Raw genomic sequence first — 17,249 nt, 5'->3', positions numbered from 1 at the left:
AAAGGGGGCCGGTGAACGGCAATTGGTGGGTCTCTCCGCTTGATTGCGCAGGCAGCATCGGGCACAGGCAAATCTGTGCTGTAACAGCCTATAATGGGATCATGCCCCGGGGCAGGCGTGCGTGATTAGATACGGGTTAGACGGGAACACTTACTCAATGAATCGATGCAGCGAGACAGACGCCGTGTCTGCTAAGTCAGCCGGGCGGCTCTCCATTGCACTTTTGTGCACGAGCGCTCTTGTCAGCCTTCCACAGGCGGCCGTGGCGCAGGATCAGACCGAGACCAGCAATGCCGCCACCGCGCAGCAGGCTGAAAGTTCGACGGAACAGGCTCCAGAGCCCGCGCCAGCGACCGATACGATCCGGTCGATCAGCGTGGTCGGTTCAGAGCGGCTAGAGCCGACAACTATCCTAAGCTACATTCGTCTGCGCGTGGGCCAGCCATACACCACGGCGGGCGCTGATGCGGCGCTTAAGGACTTAGGCGCAACCGAGCTATTTTCGAACTTTTCGATCCGCAATGATGGCGGCAATGTCGTAATCAATGTGACGGAAAGCCCGGTGATCAACCGCATCGTGCTCGAAGGCAACGAGCGGATTAAGAACGACAAGATCATCCCCGAGATCAAGCTTGCGCCGCGGCAGATATTCACCCGCTCGAAGGTGCGCGCCGACGTGGCTCGGATTATCGAGCTGTATAAGCGTCAGGGACGGTTTGCCGCGACAGTTGAGCCGAAGATGGTCCAGTTGCCGCAAAACCGCGTCGATATTGTATTTGAGATCAGTGAAGGGCCAAAGTCCAAGGTTCGCCAGATCAATATCATCGGAAACGAAGAGTTTTCCGACGGCGAGTTGCGCAGCGAAATGGTGACGAAGCAGGCGCGCTTCACCCGTTTCTTCAGTTCCAACACCAGCTATGACCCTGACCGGCTTGCCTTTGACCAGCAGAAGCTGCGCCAGTTCTACCTTACCGAGGGCTATGCCGATTTCCGCGTTGTGTCGGCCGTGGCTGAGCTGACGCCTGACAAAGAAGACTTCATCATCACCTATGTGGTGGAAGAGGGCGAACGCTACAAATTTGGCAATGTGGAAGTTGAGAGCCAGTTGCGCGATTTTGACGGCGACGCGTTGGCGGGCCGCCTGCCGATGAAGACCGGCGACTGGTACGATGCAAAATCGGTCGAAGACACGGTTGAGCAATTGTCTGATTTGGCCGGAACCTTTGGCTATGCCTTCGCAGATGTTCAGCCGCGCTTTGACCGCGACAAAGACAATCTGGCGATGAACATCAACTTCGTGCTGCGCCAGGCACCGCGTGTTTATGTGGAACGCGTGGACGTAAATGGCAACACGCTGACCCAAGATAAAGTTGTCCGCCGCGAATTTCGGATCAGCGAAGGCGATGCATTCAACTCGATTGGTGTCCAGCGGACAACTGCCCGGATTGCATCGCTTGGATATTTCCAAGAGAACTTTCAGGTCAATCAGGTTGAGGGCAGTCAGCCTGATCGGATCGTGCTGGAAGCAAACGTGCAAGAGCAACCGACCGGGGAATTGCAATTCTCCGCTGGTTTCTCTTCGATTGAAAGCTTCATTCTCTCTGGTAGCATTCGTCAGCGGAACTTCCGCGGGCGCGGCCAGACAGTCGGATTGAGTCTGAACTTTTCGCGTTTCTCGCGTTCTGCTCAGCTTAGCTTCTCAGACCCATATGTGTTTGATCGCAATATCTCGGCGGGGATTGATATCTTCCGGCGTGATTTTGAGAATCCAAGCTTTCTTCAAAACAACCGTGCTCCATCGTTCGAACAATCCACAACAGGCTTTTCGCTTCGTGCCGGTGTACCATTGACGGAATTTCTGTCGCTCGTTGGCAGTTACACGCTCAATTATGACGATGTGAATCTGGGTAATCAGTTCTTCTCCGATCAAAACGGCAATGGCATCGAGACTTGCGATCCAAATCTTGCTGGACGTTTCCTGTGCGATGCATTGGGCGAGCGGTTGAGTTCAATCCTCGGGGTAAGTCTGGCGTACAACACGCTGAACTCGCGGATCCGGCCATCACGCGGCGCCAATATCAACTTCACGACAGAGTTTGCCGGTCTTGGTGGCGATGTGAAATATCTCCGGCTTCGTGCAAAGGGGACGCAATATTTCAATGTGGGCAGCGGTTTTATCTTCTCGCTTAGCGCAGAGGGTGGATCAATCATTCCGCTTGAAAATCGCCCAGGCGCGGGTGTTGACGATGTCTTGTTGACTGATCGTTTCTTCCTGGGTGAGCCGCAAATTCGCGGATTTGATATTCGCGGTGTTGGCCCTCGGATTCTGCGCCGTCCGCTAGATGGCGATGGAAATCCCATTCTTGACCGGGATCAGGCACGCGATGACGCGCTCGGCGGTCGCAAATTCTATCTTGGCCGTGCTGAGCTCGAAATTCCGCTTGGAACGGGGGCCCGTGAGCTTGGGCTTCGCCCATCAATCTTCGCTGATGTTGGCGCATTGTGGGGCATCACTGATCCGCTGCTTGTTTCATCACCGCAACTGTTTCAGCAGGCCGATGGTACGATCACGTCTAATCCTGTTGCGCCGGATGGCACACCGAACACTCCCGTTGGTGGAGGAGGCTTCCAGGAAGTCTTCTTGGGCGACTCGCCATCACCTCGCATAACCGTCGGTATCGGCGTCAATTGGAATTCACCCTTTGGTCCATTCCGCATCGACTTTGCGCATGCATTGCGCAGCGTCGAAGGCGATGAGACCAAAACATTTTCATTCAATGTAGGAACTCAGTTCTAATGAAACTCTTTGCTAAGTCGCTCGCGATTGCGTGCCTCGCTATGTCCACCGCTGTTGCTGTGCCTGCCACCGCTCAGGTGCAGGGCAATGTCGCGACAGTCGACACCGCGCGTGTTGTTATCGGCACCACCGCGTTCCAAACCGCTTATCAGCAGATTTCGACCACTTATCAGTCGCAAATCGACACCCGCCGCGCGCGCAATCAAGAGCGTCAGACGCTGCTGCAACAGCTCGATACGAATAACGACAATCAGCTGGATGAAGCTGAACAGGCTGCCGCAGCGAACGCGGCACAAACCACGCGTATTCAGGCGATTGATCAGGAAATTCAAACGCTGACCGCGCAAATCGATGGTGCGCGCGTCTATGCGGTTGAGCAAATTCTCATGCAATATTCGGCATCGCTGCAAGAAGTGGTGCAAGCGCAATCGATCCAAATGATCGTTTCGCCTGATGCGATTATCTATGCGCCGCCGCAAGCTGACATTAGCCAGCAAGTGACTGCCGCGCTTAACGCAAAAGTTCCAAGTGTCACCATTGTCCCTGCTCAAGGATGGCAACCAAACCGCAATTCAGTGGGCGTGTTCCAGCAAATCCAGCAGGTGCTGCTGCAGGCTCAGGCCATTCAGCAGGCGCAGGCCGCTCAACAGCAGCAACAACAACCAGCAGCGCAGGCTCCCGAGGGACGCTAAGCCTAGCTGGGCAAAGCAGCAGCGATAGATAACACAAGGGGGCAAGGCATGAGTGAGGGTTCGGAAGCACCGGCCAGCGCAGAACAGATCGTGGACTACGACATCCACAAGATCCTCAAGGCCCTGCCGCACCGTTATCCATTGCTGCTGGTTGACCGGGTTCGCACGATTGATTTGGGCGAACGCATCCATGCGGTGAAAGCTGTCAGCATGAATGAAGAGTTCTTTCAGGGGCATTTCCCTGGCGCTCCGATCATGCCAGGCGTGCTTCAGATTGAAGCGTTGGCGCAGGCGGCGGCAATCCTGGGGATCGAGACGCTAGAGCTTTCGGGCACGGGTAAGCTGGTGATCTTTATGGGGATCGAGAATGCGAAATTCCGCGCCCCGGTGACACCGGGATGCTTGCTCGATCTCAATGTTGAATTCGTTCAGAAGCGCAGCCGGGTCTATAAGTTCAAGGGCAAGGCGAGCGTCGAGGGCAAAACCTCGTGCGAAGTTGAGTTCACCGCGATGATTGCTGACCCGCCAGCGTGACCCAATAACGCTTGCATTTTTGGGGAAGACGGCTAAACGCGCCGCTTCTCAATTCAACAGCGCAGCCGGTCGGTACCGGCGAAAGCTACGAAGGATATACCGCCATGAAGGCCGATACACACCCCGATTATCACATGATCACGGTCAAGATGACCGATGGTACAGAGTTTCAGACACGCTCCACCTGGGGTAAAGAAGGCGACACTTTGGCGCTTGATATTGACCCGACCAGCCACCCGGCTTGGACTGGCGGTAAGCAGCAAATTCAAGAAGGCGGCCGTGTTGCTGCGTTTAACAAGCGTTTTGGCGGTCTTTCGCTTAAGAAGTAAGCGTTTAACGAGATTTGCGATGGCAACATCGTGCAAATGGGGCGGTCCTGTGGGGCCGCCCTTTTTGCTTGCCTATTTGCTTGACCATAGTGACCATTGCCAAGCGGCCGTGCAGCGTTAGTTTCAGCGCGCGGCTCGCGTCGGCCAGCTCGTGCAGGGTGCAGCGGAGGTGTTCGTTTGCGGGGCGAGGACCTCAACAATAGGCGCTTCAAGATCTCGCACACAGTCTGACTGATCTGCGCGACGCCAGAGCGATCCCAAGTACGGAGCGAAATATTCTTGCGCAAAAGCGATTTTCGCGCAGTTTTCGCTTCACACGGGTCTGTGTTTGTGCAACAGGCTCGCCCCGCACGCAAGCGGCCTTGACCAGGCCGTCAGCACGCGTAACACGCCCCCTTGCGTAGGCTTGGCAGCGACTTAGGTTGCGTTGAGACGGGGCATATGGCGATCGTAGCTCAGTTGGTTAGAGCGCCGGTTTGTGGTACCGGAGGTCGGGGATTCGAGCTCCCTCGGTCGCCCCATTTCCCCCTTCAATGCCCCCTTTCGATGCGCGGTCTTGCAAAGCGCACCGCCAATTGAACTGGGGCTTGATCGCTGATGACCGCATTCTGGACCGAACCGGACTTTGATGAACACGAACTCGTGCAGCTTGTGCATGAGCGCAAGAGCGGTCTGACCGCGATTATTGCCGTGCATTCATCGCATCTCGGCCCAGGCGCAGGCGGCACACGCTTCTGGCATTATCCCAATCCCAAAGATGGCCTATCCGATGCGCTGCGCCTTAGCCGCGGGATGAGCTATAAGAATGCGATGGCGGGGCTGCCGATGGGTGGCGGCAAAGCGGTGATCCTGGCCAATGATGCGCGCACTAAGACGCCCGAAATGCTGGCTGCGTTTGGCGATGCCGTCGAAGCACTCGGCGGCCGCTATGTGACAGCAGAAGATGTCGGTATCACCGAAGCAGATATGGTTGCTGTTGCTAAGCAAACGGCGCATGTCTCTGGCCTCCCAGTTGAGGGCGAGGGTAATGCGGGCGGTGATCCCGGCCCGTTTACCGCAATGGGCATTTATCACGGCATCAAGGCCGCTGTTCGTCATAAGCTCGGTAAAGATAACGTCGATGGCGTGCATGTCGCGGTGCAGGGCACGGGTAGCGTCGGCGCAGGCGTTGCGCGGCTGCTGGCGAAGGATGGAGCGAAGCTGACCCTGGCGGATATTCACGCCGATCGCGCGGCAGAATTGGCGCGCGAACTGGGCGGAGAATCCGTTAGCGCGGATGCCATCATGAGCACGTCCTGCGACGTTTTTAGCCCCAATGCGCTCGGCGCGATCTTGGATGAGGAGGGTATTGCCCGCTTGGATACGCCAATCGTCGCCGGCGGCGCGAATAACCAGCTTGCCCGCGCAGAACACGGTAAAGCGCTGGCAGAGCGCGGAATTCTCTATGCCCCGGACTATGTCATCAACGCGGGCGGCATTATCTCGGTCGCGCTGGAATATCTCGCACGTCGTAATAGCACGCCGGGCGACATCAATGACGTTCGCAAGCGGATTGCGCAGATACCTGAACGGCTTGAGGAAATTTGGCTCAAAAGTGAAGAAACCGGTGTCTCATCTGACGTGGTTGCTGATCGCATGGCGCAAGAGTTGATCGGTCGCCGCTAAGTTTTTCGCCCACCCAGTTGGGCTTTTTTGCTCCGCGAATTGCCTGTTGTTCATGACGGTTACAGGGTGTTGTTTGTTTTGTGCCCTTGCCGCGCAGCGAGGGTGCGCTTAATCAGCGGCGAACAAGCAACGGTATTTATGCACGGCTACGCCAATCCAACCCGTTTTCTCTCACTCGCCCGCTGGCTCGCGCCAGCGCTGTTGCTGAGCGGCATTGTGCTGTCTGCGGGTGCGGTGGCATGGGGACTGCTCGTCGTTCCAGCTGATCGGCTGATGGGTGAGACAGTGCGCATTCTCTATATTCACGTACCATCGGCGTGGCTCGGCATGGGCGGTTGGACTGGTATAGCGCTATCCAGCGCGGCGCTACTGATCTGGAAGCATCCGCTCGCGGCGATTGGTGCACGCGCGGTTGCGGTGCCGGGGATGGTATTTACGGCGATCTGCCTTGCTACCGGCTCAATCTGGGGGCGCCCAACCTGGGGCACCTGGTGGGTTTGGGATGGGCGGCTGACGAGTATGCTGGTGCTGCTCTTCCTTTATGCGGGCTATATAGCCTTGGCTCAGGCCAGCGCACGCGACGGCGGGTCGAGCAAGATCCCAGCGATCTTCGGCCTTGTTGGCGCGATCAATATTCCGATCATAAACCGCTCAGTCGTGTGGTGGAATTCGCTGCACCAACCGCCTAGCATTACCGTTGGTAAGAGTGCGATTGCGGGTGAGTTTCTGGTCCCGCTGTTGGTTGCCGTGCTTGGTTTTTCGCTGTTGTTTGGCGGAATTGTGCTGATGCGGATGCGCGCATTGATCGCGGAAATGCAGGTTGAGGCGCGCCTACGCCGCCGCGCGCTCGAAGATGATGTACCTGCTTCCGCTTCGATGGGAGCCAGCTGATGCGCGAGGCACTCAACCAGTGGGACTATGTGATTGCAGCCTATGTGATCGGGATCGGCGCCTTGATCGCGGTGACGATTTGGGCGTGGCAAAGCATGCGGCGGGCCGAACGCCGCCGGGATGAGGTAAAGCGGCGATGACTGAGACAAGCACGGGACTACGCGCAAAGCACCAACGAATGGTGCTGGTCGTGATCGCCATTGTCGCGGTTATCGCAGCGGGCCTGCTGGCGGCCTATGCGCTGCGCAATCAGGCGAACTTCTTCTATCTGCCAGAGCAAATGAGCGCGAACCCGCCTGAGACAGGCAAAGCGGTGCGGCTTGGCGGAATGGTGCAGCCCGGCTCGCTCCAAACGCTTGATGACGGGATTACCGTGGCCTTTGTCGTCACAGGTAATGAAGCGGCGACTATCCCGGTCCGCTACAGCGGTATTTTGCCTGATCTGTTCGTGGAGGGTTCTGGCGTGGTCGCCGATGGCAGCCTGCAAGAAAATGGCACCTTCCTCGCCACGAACCTGTTGGCGAAGCACGATGAGAATTACGTGCCGCGCGAGTTGGAAGGATTGGAGCAGCATAAGTCACCTGAGCAATCCTACACCACCACGATGTACACGGATTAAGGCTATAGGATGATCGCAGAGATTGGCCTGGCCGCCCTGTGGCTCGCCGCTGCGCTTGCCGCGCTGCAATTGTTCGCGGGCGTTTTGGCGCTGCGTCAGGAGCAGGGAGAAGATGGCGAGCTGGCGCGCTTGGTGCGCCCAGCGGCGATGGTTCAGGCACTGTTGGCGAGCCTCGCATTTCTCATGCTGATGTGGTGTTTTGCGATCACTGATCTGTCGGTGAAACTGGTCGCGGCGAATTCGCATTCACTAAAGCCGATACTTTACAAAGTGACCGGCACCTGGGGCAATCACGAAGGCTCTATGCTGCTGTGGGTCGCTGTGATGGCGATGTCCGGCGGGCTGATCGGCTGGCTTGAGAAGCGCCTACCCGTGCGGACGATGCAGGCTACGCTGGCGACGCAGGGTTTTGTTGCGCTTGGCTTTTACGCTTTCCTATTGCTCAGCTCGAACCCGTTTGAGCGCCTGCCAATCCCTGCTCCAGAGGGGCAGGGGCTGAACCCGTTGCTGCAAGACATTGGTTTGGCGCTGCATCCGCCGACGCTCTACATTGGCTATGTCGGCCTGTCGGTCGCCTTTAGCTTCGCGATTGGTGCGCTGCTTACGCGAAATGTGACGCCCGAATTTGCGCGGGTGATGCGGCCATGGGTGCTGGGCGCTTGGGTGTTCCTGACGCTGGGCATTACCGCTGGCAGTTACTGGGCTTACTACGAGCTTGGTTGGGGCGGCTGGTGGTTTTGGGATCCGGTTGAGAACGCTTCTCTAATGCCGTGGCTCGCAGCGACCGCATTGCTGCATTCGACCAGCGTTCTGGCCGCGCGAGACGCCTTGCGCACCTGGACGATTATGCTTGGCGTGGTCGCCTTCTCAATGAGCATGCTAGGCACTTTCCTAGTGCGCTCCGGCGTGCTGACCAGCGTGCATGCGTTCGCCGTCGATCCAGAACGGGGCAGCTTTATCCTCGCGCTGCTGGCGATTTACATTGGCGGTAGCCTAGCGATCTTTGCTTTGCGCGCCGGGACGGTGGCAGAGGGTAAGCGCTTTGCCATGACCAGCCGCGAAGGTGCACTTGTATTCAACAATGTGATGTTGTCCGCGATCCTCGGGATTGTGCTGCTCGGTACGCTTTATCCTTTGTTAACCGAGGCGTTTGATATTCGCGTGTCCGTTGGCCCGCCATATTTCAATCCGGTCAGCGCGATTTTTGCCGTGCCAATGTTCCTTGTGATGGCCGCCGGGCCATTGATGCGTTGGCGCGAGGATAAGCCTGCGCGCATTCAGTTGGAACTGGCGATTGTCGGCGCGATTATTCTTGGCGTGCTAGTCCTGGTCGCCGTGCTGGGTGATTATTCCATCTTGGCAATCCTCGGCCTTGCATTGTCGGCAGGCCTCGCGATTGCCTCTTTCATGCCACTGCGTGGCCGCAAACTATCGCGCGTGCCGTTGGCGACATGGGGCATGGTGTTGGCGCATTTCGGTGTCGCCGTGTCGCTGTTCGGTATGGCCAGCGAGAGCGCGTTTACAACAGAGCGCTTGTCGGCGGTGACCGCGGGCGAAAGCCAGCAGGTTGCCGGATGGAACATTACCTTGGAAAGCGTTGATCCGATTGCCGGGCCGAACTGGACCGCGATGGAAGCCCGCGTGATTGCGCAGCGGGGCAAGGGCGAGGCCTCCGTTATGGTCCCGCAGGCGCGCAATTTCTGGGCGCCCGCGCAAGCCACCAGCGAGAGCGCTCTGCTCACACGCTGGGATGGGCAGCTCTACGCGGTGATTGGCGATTCCGCCGGGGTTGATGCCAATGGCAATCAGCGCTGGCAGCTGCGCGTATGGTGGAAGCCATTTGTGACCTTCATCTGGTACGGCGGCCTCTTGATTGCGCTGGGCGGTGCGCTGGCGATTATTGGCCGAGTGAGCACAGACTTGAAACGCCGCCGTGCGGTGCTGCGAGGCACCGAAAAGCGCGCGGAAGCTGAGCAGCTCAAAATGGAAAAAATCGACGGATACGGGACGTTCTGATGCGTTGGACCTTATGGATACCTTTGGGGCTGTTTGTCTTCTTTCTGGGCGTGGCCGGATATCAGCTGACCCAGCCGAAGGATGATCAAATCCCCTCCGCCATGGTTGAGAAAGCTCTGCCAGAGTTTGAACTGCCTGCGGCGGTTGAGACCATGCCGGGTGCATCGCGTGCGGACTTCATCGGCGGAAAGCCAAAACTGCTCAACATCTGGGCGAGCTGGTGCCTGCCGTGCATTGCGGAGGCAAAGCAGCTCGAAGTGCTGGACGGGCAGGGCGTGGAGATCATCGGCGTCGCAATCCGGGATAAACCGGAGGATGTGGTGAATTTCCTAGAGCGCTACGGCAATCCCTACACCCGCATCGGCAAAGATGACATCTCATCTCTGATGCTGGAGATTGGCGCGTCAGGCGTGCCGGAAACCTATGTGATCGATGCCGAGGGTGTGATCCGTTATCAGCATATTGGCGACATCAGACTGGAGCATATTCCGCTTCTTCTGGAAGAGCTCAAGAAGGCGGAAACGTGAGGGCGCTCTCCATTGCTCTGCTGGCCGCCGTACTTGCGCCTTTGGCCATGCTCGGCGTGCCGCTGACCGCGCAAGATTCTGCTGCCGCCGGCACCCTATGCCTACACCCAATTAGAAGACCCAGCGCTAGAGGCGCAGGCCGTGGAGTTGATGGCGACGCTGCGTTGCCTAACCTGTCAGAGCCAGAACATCCACGATAGCGATGCTCCGATGGCTGGCGATATGCGCCATCAGGTCCGCTCGCGCCTTGCCGCTGGGGAGGAACCGGAGGCGATCCGCCAATGGCTGATCGTGCGTTATGGCGATTATGTCAGTTACCAGCCAGAGGTCAGCTCCACGACCTGGCCGCTGTTCCTGGTGCCAGCGATCATCTTTGCTTTTGGCTTGTTGCTGCTGTTCCGCCGTCTGGGGCGCAAACGCTCCGATGATGAAGATACGGACAGCGCGCCGACTTCAGAGGAAAGCGCATAATGGGCTGGATCGCAGTCTCACTCCTCGCGCTTGCCGCGTTCGGCTTTGCTGCATTCGTGCTGCGTCTGCCGAAATCGAGCTGGACGCTGTTTGGCGCGGTCTTGGTGTTCGGTCTTACCGGCTACGCATGGCAGGGCAGCGCTAGCCAACCGGGCAGTCCCAAGGCTGCGATGGTGCAGGAACCTCGCTCTGGCGAGCAGATGGTCGAGGCGCGGCGCGCCTTGTTTGACGCAGGCGTGCCCAAACCCAACTACCTTACTGTGTCTGATGGCTTTGCCCGGCGCGGGCGGTTCTCTGATGCTGCTGGCTTGCTACGCGGCGGCCTCGCAGACAATCCGGGGCACGCAGAGGGCTGGTTAGCGCTCGGTATGGCTTTGGTTGAGCACGCCGATGGCAGAGTTACACCGGCGGCGCACAACGCCTATGACCGAGCAAGCAAGGCCGATCCTGCCAATCCCGCAGCGGGTTTCTTCCTTGGAGCGGCCTATTTTCGCACTCGTCAGGTGCGTGAGGCGCGCGCCGTCTGGGCCGAATTGCTGGAGCGCACGCCAGAGGACGCGCCATGGCACGGAGAGCTGACCCAAAGGCTAGAGGTCATTGATGCCATGCTGTCTGGTGCGCCCAATCCAGCGGCCCAATAAGGTGCGCATCCAAAGCCTGAGTTGCAGGGGCGCTAAGGCGGTGCTAAGCGCGCCCACCTCACATGGTTCGTGAGGGGGCAGAGTCGCCAAATCGGGCGGCTTATTTACGAGGGCAGTATCGATAGGGCCGCGGCTCTACTTCGGGAAATCCATTACGCATGAGCGATACAGCAGCGCCAGCACACCAGCCGCCCCAAGGCGGCAAGGGCCATAGCGCGTCTAAAAAGGCGCTTGCGGTTGGCGCGATTGGTATCGTCTTTGGCGATATCGGCACCAGTCCGCTTTATGCGTTCCGCGAAACATTTGTTGGTCCGCACCCGCTTGCGGTTGATACGGCGCATGTTCTGGGCGTCATCAGCCTGATCTTCTGGTCGATGACGCTGGTCGTTTCGATCCAATATGTCACGATCCTGATGCGCGCCGATAACAAGGGGCAGGGCGGTTCGCTCGCGCTGGTCGCGCTCATTTCCAGCCAGCTCAGCAAATCCAAATATGGTTGGGTGGCGCTGTTGCTCGGCGTGTTTGCGACCTCGCTATTCTACGGCGACAGCATGATTACGCCCGCGATTTCGGTCCTGTCTGCAGTCGAGGGCCTGACAGTTGTCGACCCTGGATTGCAGCGCTTCGTTATTCCAATTGCGCTGGGTCTGCTCGTTTTCCTGTTCATGCTGCAAAAGCGCGGAACGGCGAAGGTAGGGGCGCTGTTTGCCCCGGTGATGATTGTGTACTTCACGGTCATCGCCAGCATGGGCGCGTGGCAGATATTCAACACGCCAGAGATCTTGTGGGCGCTTAACCCTTATCACGCGGTGAATTTCTTTGTCCTTGATGGTTGGCTCGCGTTTCTGGCGTTGGGCTCAGTCGTTCTGGCGGTGACCGGTTCAGAGGCGCTCTATTCTGACATGGGGCACTTTGGCCGTGGTCCGATGCGGCTTTCGTGGTTTGGCTTCGTTATGCCCTGCCTGCTGCTCAATTACTTTGGGCAAGGGGCGATGATCATTGGCTTGCCGCCGGAACAAGCCGCCGAAGCCATCCAGAGCCCGTTCTTCTTCCTCGCCAGCGAGGAATGGCGTTTGCCGTTGGTGTTCCTGGCCACGGTAGCCACCTTTATCGCCAGCCAAGCGGTCATCTCCGGCGCGTTTTCGATTACGCACCAAGCCATTCAGATGGGCTATATTCCGCGCCTTTCAATCCGCCACACCAGCGAAACCGAAGGAGGCCAGATTTACATTCCAGTTGTGAACTGGGCGTTGATGGTGGCGGTGATCATTCTGGTGCTGACGTTCCAGAACTCCTCAAATCTCGCCAGCGCCTATGGCATTGCGGTGACCGGCGCGGTCACGATTGACACGCTGCTGATGGCGGTGCTGCTGATTGGCGTGTGGAAATGGAAGTGGTGGTACGCTGCGCCTGTCGTGATCCTGTTCCTGATCGTGGATGGCGCTTACTTCGCGGCGAACCTTACGAAAGTGCCGGACGGCGGCTGGTTCCCGCTGATGGTGGGCTTTATCGCCTTCCTGCTGCTCACGACATGGGCGCGTGGGCGCAAGCTGATGCGCGACCGGATGAGCGAAGTTGCTCTGCCGATGGAGATCTTCGCCAAATCTGCTAAGAATTCCGCCACTCGCGTGCCCGGCACGGCGATCTTCATGGCCTCCAGCACAGCTGGCGTGCCCTCTGCGCTGCTGCACAACATCAAGCACAACAAGGTGCTGCACGAACGCGTGGTGATCCTGACGGTCGATATTCAGGACGTGCCCTATGTCGATCCGAGCAACCGCTGCGAATACACGGATATGGGCGACGGGTTTTACCGCGCGGTGCTACGCTATGGCTTTATGGAAGAAACGAACGTCCCGCTGGGCCTGAAGCAGATGGAACAATGCGGCGGCGAGTTCGATATGATGCACACCAGCTTCTTCCTCTCGCGGCAAACCCTGCTGCCAAGCGACAAGCCGGGTATGCCGATCTGGCGCGAGAAGATCTTTGCGTGGATGCTGAGAAATGCGGCGACCGCAATGGAGTTCTTCCGATTGCCAACCAACCGTGTGGTGGAGCTAGGCAGTCAGGTCGAAATTTAGGTGGCATGGATGGCGCACAGGTGATCACACCTGTTGGTCGTAACAAGATGTTACATGCCCGTAGGTTGAACGAATCTGGGAAAGGGGCGTAGGCCGCAGTCACTAACGAAAGAGAAGGCAAATGACTGCACATCGCATTTTCGCATCAGGACGTAGCGAGGCCAAACATGGCCATGGTGGCTATCTCAATGTCATCACCACCAGCCGTTCTACCGACAATCAAAAGCAGGTCGTGCGCGATGTCTTGCAAGAGCGCGCTCGCCGTGCGCTCTATGCCAATTGTGACCGTGCGCCGCTTGGTTGGGAAGACTGCGCCGCCTAAGGCGTTTCGTCCTTCGCCTCGGCTTCTTCTTCCTCACCTAGGTCCAGCCCATGCTTCAGCAGCATCGGGATATTGGCGAAGGTGAACAGGAACGTGAGCGGTAGGAACACCCACAGCTTTGCCCACAACCAACCTTCAAAGGTCATATAGGCGCGCAGGCCCTCGTTGAGCGCTGCCAGCGCGAGGAAGAACACGCCCCAGTTGCGCGAAAGCTTCAGCCAGCCTTCGTCTGTCAGGCCCTCAAATGCGGCCTCCAGCAGGATTTTGAGCAGCGCCTTACCCATCTTCCAACCCGCGAGTAGTGCGACGCCAAACACACCGTAAATCAGTGTAGGCTTCAATTGCACAAAGGTCGGATCGCCAAACAAGATTGTAAGCGCGCCAAAACCTACAATGAGTGCAGTCGAAAACCACAACATCGGTGACACCTTGCCCAGCCGCCATTTCGACACCGCAAGCGCGACGATTGCCGCCAGCATAAAGGCCGCCGTGCCGCGAATGATCGCAAACAGCTCGCCCGCAGGCTCAGGCTCTTCGGGAGAGAAGTATTTGTAGACGCTTAGGAAGACTAGGAGCGGGCCGTAATCAACCGCTACGTTAAGCCAGCCGGAGCCTGCCTTCTTTGCGGGAGGGGCGGCGGTTTCAGTGTCTGACATTATGCCACTCCTGCGATAACTTTGGCGACCAGATCGGGGTCGAACGGGCGCAAATCATCCATCGTCTCGCCAACACCAATCGCGTGGATTGGTAGGCCATATTGCTCCGCCGCCGCCACCAGCACCCCGCCGCGCGCGGTGCCATCCAGCTTGGTCATGATCAGGCCAGTCACGCCTGCGACCTCTTTGAACACATCGATCTGAGACAAGGCGTTTTGGCCATTGGTTGCATCCAGAACGAGCACGACATCATGCGGCGCCTCTGGATTGAGGCGGCCCAGAACGCGGCGGATTTTCTCCAGCTCGTCCATCAGCTCGCGCTTGTTTTGGAGTCGTCCGGCGGTGTCGACGATCAGTGCGTCAATGCCCGTGTCTGTCGCCTCTTTCACCGCGTCGAATACGATGGAGGCCGGATCGCCGCCCTCTGGTCCGCGAACGATGGGTACGCCAACACGTTCTGCCCAGGTCGCCAATTGGCCGATTGCGGCGGCGCGGAAGGTATCGCCCGCAGCCAGCATCACGCCGTAATCATCCTCTTGAAAGAGGTGTGCTAGCTTGGCGATGGTTGTTGTCTTGCCGGACCCGTTGACGCCGATCACCAGGATTACTTGCGGGCGGGGGAAGGCAACTATGTCGAGTGGCTTCGCCACCGGGCGGAGGATTTCGGCGATTTCCTCAGCGACGGCCTCTTTCAATTCCTGCTCAGTGATTTCCAGGCCAAAACGCTTTTCAGACAGTTTTGCGCGGATCCGCCCGGCGGCCGACGGGCCAAGGTCAGAGATGATCAGCGCGTCTTCCACCTCGTCCAAGGTGGCATCATCAAGCTTCGCCGTGCCGACCACGCCCGTGAGATTGGTGGACAGACGCTCTGAGGTCTTACGAAACCCCCCGAACAGCCGATCACTCCAGCTAGAGCCCGCATTCTCGGGATCGCTCATTGCAGCAGGCCTTTCTCATGGGCAGTCGGTGTGATGGTCAAAATTGTGCCGCGCTCTGTGCCGCTGGGCAGGGCGACGCGGGCGTAGCTCTCGCTGTAGCCGCTGTTGTCGCCCTCGGCGAGGACCTGAAGCGGTTCGCCCACAAGGCTATTGAGCCATCTGGTGCGCGTTTCCGCCGCGAGCGCGCGCAGTTCAGCGGCGCGCTCCTTGATAAGGGCGCGGGGCTGTTGAGGCATACGGGCTGCTGGCGTCCCCTCTCGCGGGGAGAAAGGGAAGATATGGCCATGGACGATGTCCAGCTCGCGAATGATCGAGAGGTTCGCCTGATGGTGCTCAGGGGTTTCGGTCGGGAAGCCCGCGATCAGGTCTGCGCCAATGGTGATATCCGGCCGGCGTGCCTTTAGACGCTGCACCAGATCGACCGCGTCGCCGCGCAGGTGCCGCCGCTTCATGCGTTTCAGGATCAGATCATGGCCATGCTGCAAGGAGAGGTGCAGATGCGGCATCAGGCGCGGCTCGCTGGCGAAGAGCTCAAACAGAGACTCGTCAATCTCAATGCCATCGAGTGATGACATGCGCAGGCGTGCGAGCTGTGGGAAGCGGTCCAGGATCGCGCCCACCAGAGCACCAAGCGGCGGGGCGTCTGGCAGATCGTGCCCCCAACTCGTGACATCCACCCCAGTCAGCACAACTTCGCGTGCGCCTAGCTCCAGATGTTGCTCCACCTCGCGCAGCACCTCTGCAATGGTCATGGAACGGCTGGTGCCGCGCCCTTGTGGGATAATGCAGAAGGTGCAGGCGTGATCGCAGCCATTTTGGACCGCGATAAAGGCGCGGGTTTTTGTCGGTGCAAGCGGCGCGTGATCGCTGGGCAGGTTCCATGCGCGCGGATCAAGCTTTGACTGGTTGGAGATAAGCCCGTCGATTTCTGGCATATCAGCAAGCCGCTCACGCTCGATATCGGCAGCGCATCCGGTCACGATCAGCCGCGCATCGGGCCTGGCGCGGCGAGCCTTGCGGATGGCTTGGCGCGTCTGGCGCACCGCTTCATTGGTCACGGCGCAGCTGTTGATGACGACGATGTTCTCGTCCTCTGGCAACATCGCGCGCAGCTTCTCGCTCTCAGCAATGTTGAGGCGGCAGCCGAGTGAAATCACGTCAGGTTGATCGACAAGCGGGGCGCTCATGCGAAATCGTCCCACTCAAATGTGCCGCTAAAGGCTTCGGTCGCGGGACCCGTCATCAGGATCGTATCATCCGCACGCCATTCGATCCGCAAATCACCGCCCGGCAATGACACCATGACGTCACGTCCAGTGATCCCGCGCCGCGCGGCTGCCACCGCCGTGGCGCAGGCCCCGGTGCCGCATGCGCGGGTGATGCCCGCGCCGCGTTCCCACACATGCAAGCGCAGATGATCCGGCGCGATTAGGCTCGCGACATTCACATTCACGCGTTCGGGGAAGACTGCATCATGCTCGATGATAGGCCCGTAAGTCGCAAGGTCGACCGCATCGGCGTCCTCGACGAAGAACACCGCATGCGGATTACCGACATTGACGGCGGTTGGGTTTTCGAGTGCCCCATCGTCCATCGGCCAACCAAGCGGCATCGACAACGTGTCCATCGGATAGTCGAGCGGGATCGCGTCCCAATCGAAGCGGGGCATGCCCATATCGACGCTGGCGCCGCCTTCACTGGGATGCAGTGACAAGGTGCCGCCTGCGGTCTCTACATTGGCTGGCTGGCCATGCAGGATTGCAACCGCGCGGCTGGCATTGCCGCACGCGCCCACTTCGCCCCCATCGCTGTTGAAGAAGCGCATTTTGAAATCATGCGACACGCTGGGTTCCAGCAGGACAAGCTGATCGCAGCCAATGCCGGTGCGCCGATCCGCGATCGCCTTTGCGAAAGCGTTCGTCACGCTTGGCAATTCGGTTTCGCGGGCGTCGAGCACCACGAAGTCATTGCCGAGGCCGTGCATCTTGATGAAGGGAGTGCGCATGATCTGGAGCGCATTTATGCACGCGCAGCCTCTACGTCCAGTTTTGCGTCAGTGATTTGTCTGAG

At 58.7% G+C, this 17,249-nt stretch carries 17 protein-coding genes, 1 tRNA gene and 1 pseudogene; 15 read left to right on the top strand and 4 right to left on the bottom strand.

Translation table 11 applies throughout. From position 1 onward, the window contains the following. The first annotated feature begins 157 nt into the window (after window positions 1–157). From bamA to AC0V6O_RS10105, 15 genes and pseudogenes are all read left to right on the top strand, one after another. Window positions 158–2,797: an outer membrane protein assembly factor BamA gene (gene bamA / locus AC0V6O_RS10175; RefSeq protein ID WP_486143716.1), complete on the top strand. Its 2,640-nt coding sequence runs from the start codon at window positions 158–160 to the stop codon at window positions 2,795–2,797. Further along, on the top strand, window positions 2,797–3,489 hold the full coding sequence (locus AC0V6O_RS10170) for an OmpH/Skp family outer membrane protein (RefSeq protein WP_486143714.1): 693 nt from the start codon (window positions 2,797–2,799) through the stop codon (window positions 3,487–3,489). The genes bamA and AC0V6O_RS10170 overlap by 1 nt, the downstream gene beginning before the upstream one ends. Before the next feature lie 48 nt (window positions 3,490–3,537). Then, the gene (gene fabZ / locus AC0V6O_RS10165) at window positions 3,538–4,023 is read left to right on the top strand and encodes a 3-hydroxyacyl-ACP dehydratase FabZ (RefSeq protein ID WP_486143712.1); all 486 of its coding nucleotides are present in this window, start codon (window positions 3,538–3,540) and stop codon (window positions 4,021–4,023) included. A 104-nt stretch (window positions 4,024–4,127) separates the two neighbouring features. Next, window positions 4,128–4,352: a 50S ribosomal protein L31 gene (gene rpmE, locus AC0V6O_RS10160; protein WP_472639169.1), complete on the top strand. Its 225-nt coding sequence runs from the start codon at window positions 4,128–4,130 to the stop codon at window positions 4,350–4,352. 444 nt (window positions 4,353–4,796) lie between these two features. Beyond that, window positions 4,797–4,873, top strand: a tRNA-His gene (locus AC0V6O_RS10155). A gap of 76 nt (window positions 4,874–4,949) precedes the next feature. Beyond that, window positions 4,950–6,017, top strand: coding sequence for a Leu/Phe/Val dehydrogenase (locus tag AC0V6O_RS10150; protein ID WP_486143710.1), 1,068 nt, complete (start codon window positions 4,950–4,952; stop codon window positions 6,015–6,017). A 138-nt stretch (window positions 6,018–6,155) separates the two neighbouring features. Next, complete coding sequence (ccmC, locus tag AC0V6O_RS10145) at window positions 6,156–6,908, top strand: heme ABC transporter permease CcmC (RefSeq protein ID WP_472639168.1); 753 nt, start codon at window positions 6,156–6,158, stop codon at window positions 6,906–6,908. After that, window positions 6,908–7,048 carry a hypothetical protein gene (locus tag AC0V6O_RS10140; RefSeq protein ID WP_472639167.1) on the top strand — a complete coding sequence of 47 codons (141 nt, stop codon included), beginning with the start codon at window positions 6,908–6,910 and terminating at the stop codon, window positions 7,046–7,048. The genes ccmC and AC0V6O_RS10140 overlap by 1 nt, the downstream gene beginning before the upstream one ends. Beyond that, window positions 7,045–7,527, top strand: coding sequence for a cytochrome c maturation protein CcmE (ccmE, locus tag AC0V6O_RS10135; RefSeq protein ID WP_486143707.1), 483 nt, complete (start codon window positions 7,045–7,047; stop codon window positions 7,525–7,527). Before AC0V6O_RS10140 ends, ccmE begins: the two co-directional genes overlap by 4 nt. Before the next feature lie 9 nt (window positions 7,528–7,536). Further along, window positions 7,537–9,543 (top strand): heme lyase CcmF/NrfE family subunit, encoded by a 2,007-nt coding sequence (locus AC0V6O_RS10130; protein WP_486143705.1) that lies wholly within the window; start codon window positions 7,537–7,539, stop codon window positions 9,541–9,543. Then, complete coding sequence (locus tag AC0V6O_RS10125; RefSeq protein WP_486143703.1) at window positions 9,543–10,070, top strand: DsbE family thiol:disulfide interchange protein; 528 nt, start codon at window positions 9,543–9,545, stop codon at window positions 10,068–10,070. The genes AC0V6O_RS10130 and AC0V6O_RS10125 overlap by 1 nt, the downstream gene beginning before the upstream one ends. Window positions 10,071–10,117: 47 nt before the next feature. Then, window positions 10,118–10,541, top strand: a pseudogene (locus AC0V6O_RS10120) (cytochrome c-type biogenesis protein). Then, window positions 10,541–11,182: a tetratricopeptide repeat protein gene (locus AC0V6O_RS10115; RefSeq protein ID WP_486143701.1), complete on the top strand. Its 642-nt coding sequence runs from the start codon at window positions 10,541–10,543 to the stop codon at window positions 11,180–11,182. The pseudogene AC0V6O_RS10120 and the gene AC0V6O_RS10115 overlap by 1 nt, the downstream one beginning before the upstream one ends. Before the next feature lie 158 nt (window positions 11,183–11,340). After that, complete coding sequence (locus AC0V6O_RS10110) at window positions 11,341–13,263, top strand: potassium transporter Kup (RefSeq protein WP_486143699.1); 1,923 nt, start codon at window positions 11,341–11,343, stop codon at window positions 13,261–13,263. A gap of 121 nt (window positions 13,264–13,384) precedes the next feature. Then, on the top strand, window positions 13,385–13,585 hold the full coding sequence (locus AC0V6O_RS10105; RefSeq protein WP_486143697.1) for a hypothetical protein: 201 nt from the start codon (window positions 13,385–13,387) through the stop codon (window positions 13,583–13,585). Here AC0V6O_RS10105 and AC0V6O_RS10100 read toward each other — a convergent pair. From AC0V6O_RS10100 to dapF, 4 genes are read right to left on the bottom strand one after another with little or no spacing between them, the layout of a single operon-like run. Next, window positions 13,582–14,241 carry an inner membrane-spanning protein YciB gene (locus tag AC0V6O_RS10100; protein WP_472639161.1) on the bottom strand — a complete coding sequence of 220 codons (660 nt, stop codon included), beginning with the start codon at window positions 14,239–14,241 and terminating at the stop codon, window positions 13,582–13,584. The two genes, AC0V6O_RS10105 and AC0V6O_RS10100, sit on opposite strands and share 4 nt — an antisense overlap. Beyond that, complete coding sequence (gene ftsY / locus AC0V6O_RS10095; RefSeq protein WP_472639160.1) at window positions 14,241–15,179, bottom strand: signal recognition particle-docking protein FtsY; 939 nt, start codon at window positions 15,177–15,179, stop codon at window positions 14,241–14,243. Before ftsY ends, AC0V6O_RS10100 begins: the two co-directional genes overlap by 1 nt. Further along, window positions 15,176–16,366 (bottom strand): MiaB/RimO family radical SAM methylthiotransferase, encoded by a 1,191-nt coding sequence (locus AC0V6O_RS10090; RefSeq protein WP_486143694.1) that lies wholly within the window; start codon window positions 16,364–16,366, stop codon window positions 15,176–15,178. Before AC0V6O_RS10090 ends, ftsY begins: the two co-directional genes overlap by 4 nt. Beyond that, on the bottom strand, window positions 16,363–17,184 hold the full coding sequence (gene dapF, locus AC0V6O_RS10085; protein ID WP_486143692.1) for a diaminopimelate epimerase: 822 nt from the start codon (window positions 17,182–17,184) through the stop codon (window positions 16,363–16,365). Before dapF ends, AC0V6O_RS10090 begins: the two co-directional genes overlap by 4 nt. Between the last annotated feature and the right edge of the window lie 65 nt (window positions 17,185–17,249).

This window comes from Erythrobacter sp. JB2-19 (genome assembly GCF_057365005.1).
This window is presented reverse-complemented; position numbering and strand designations above follow the sequence as displayed.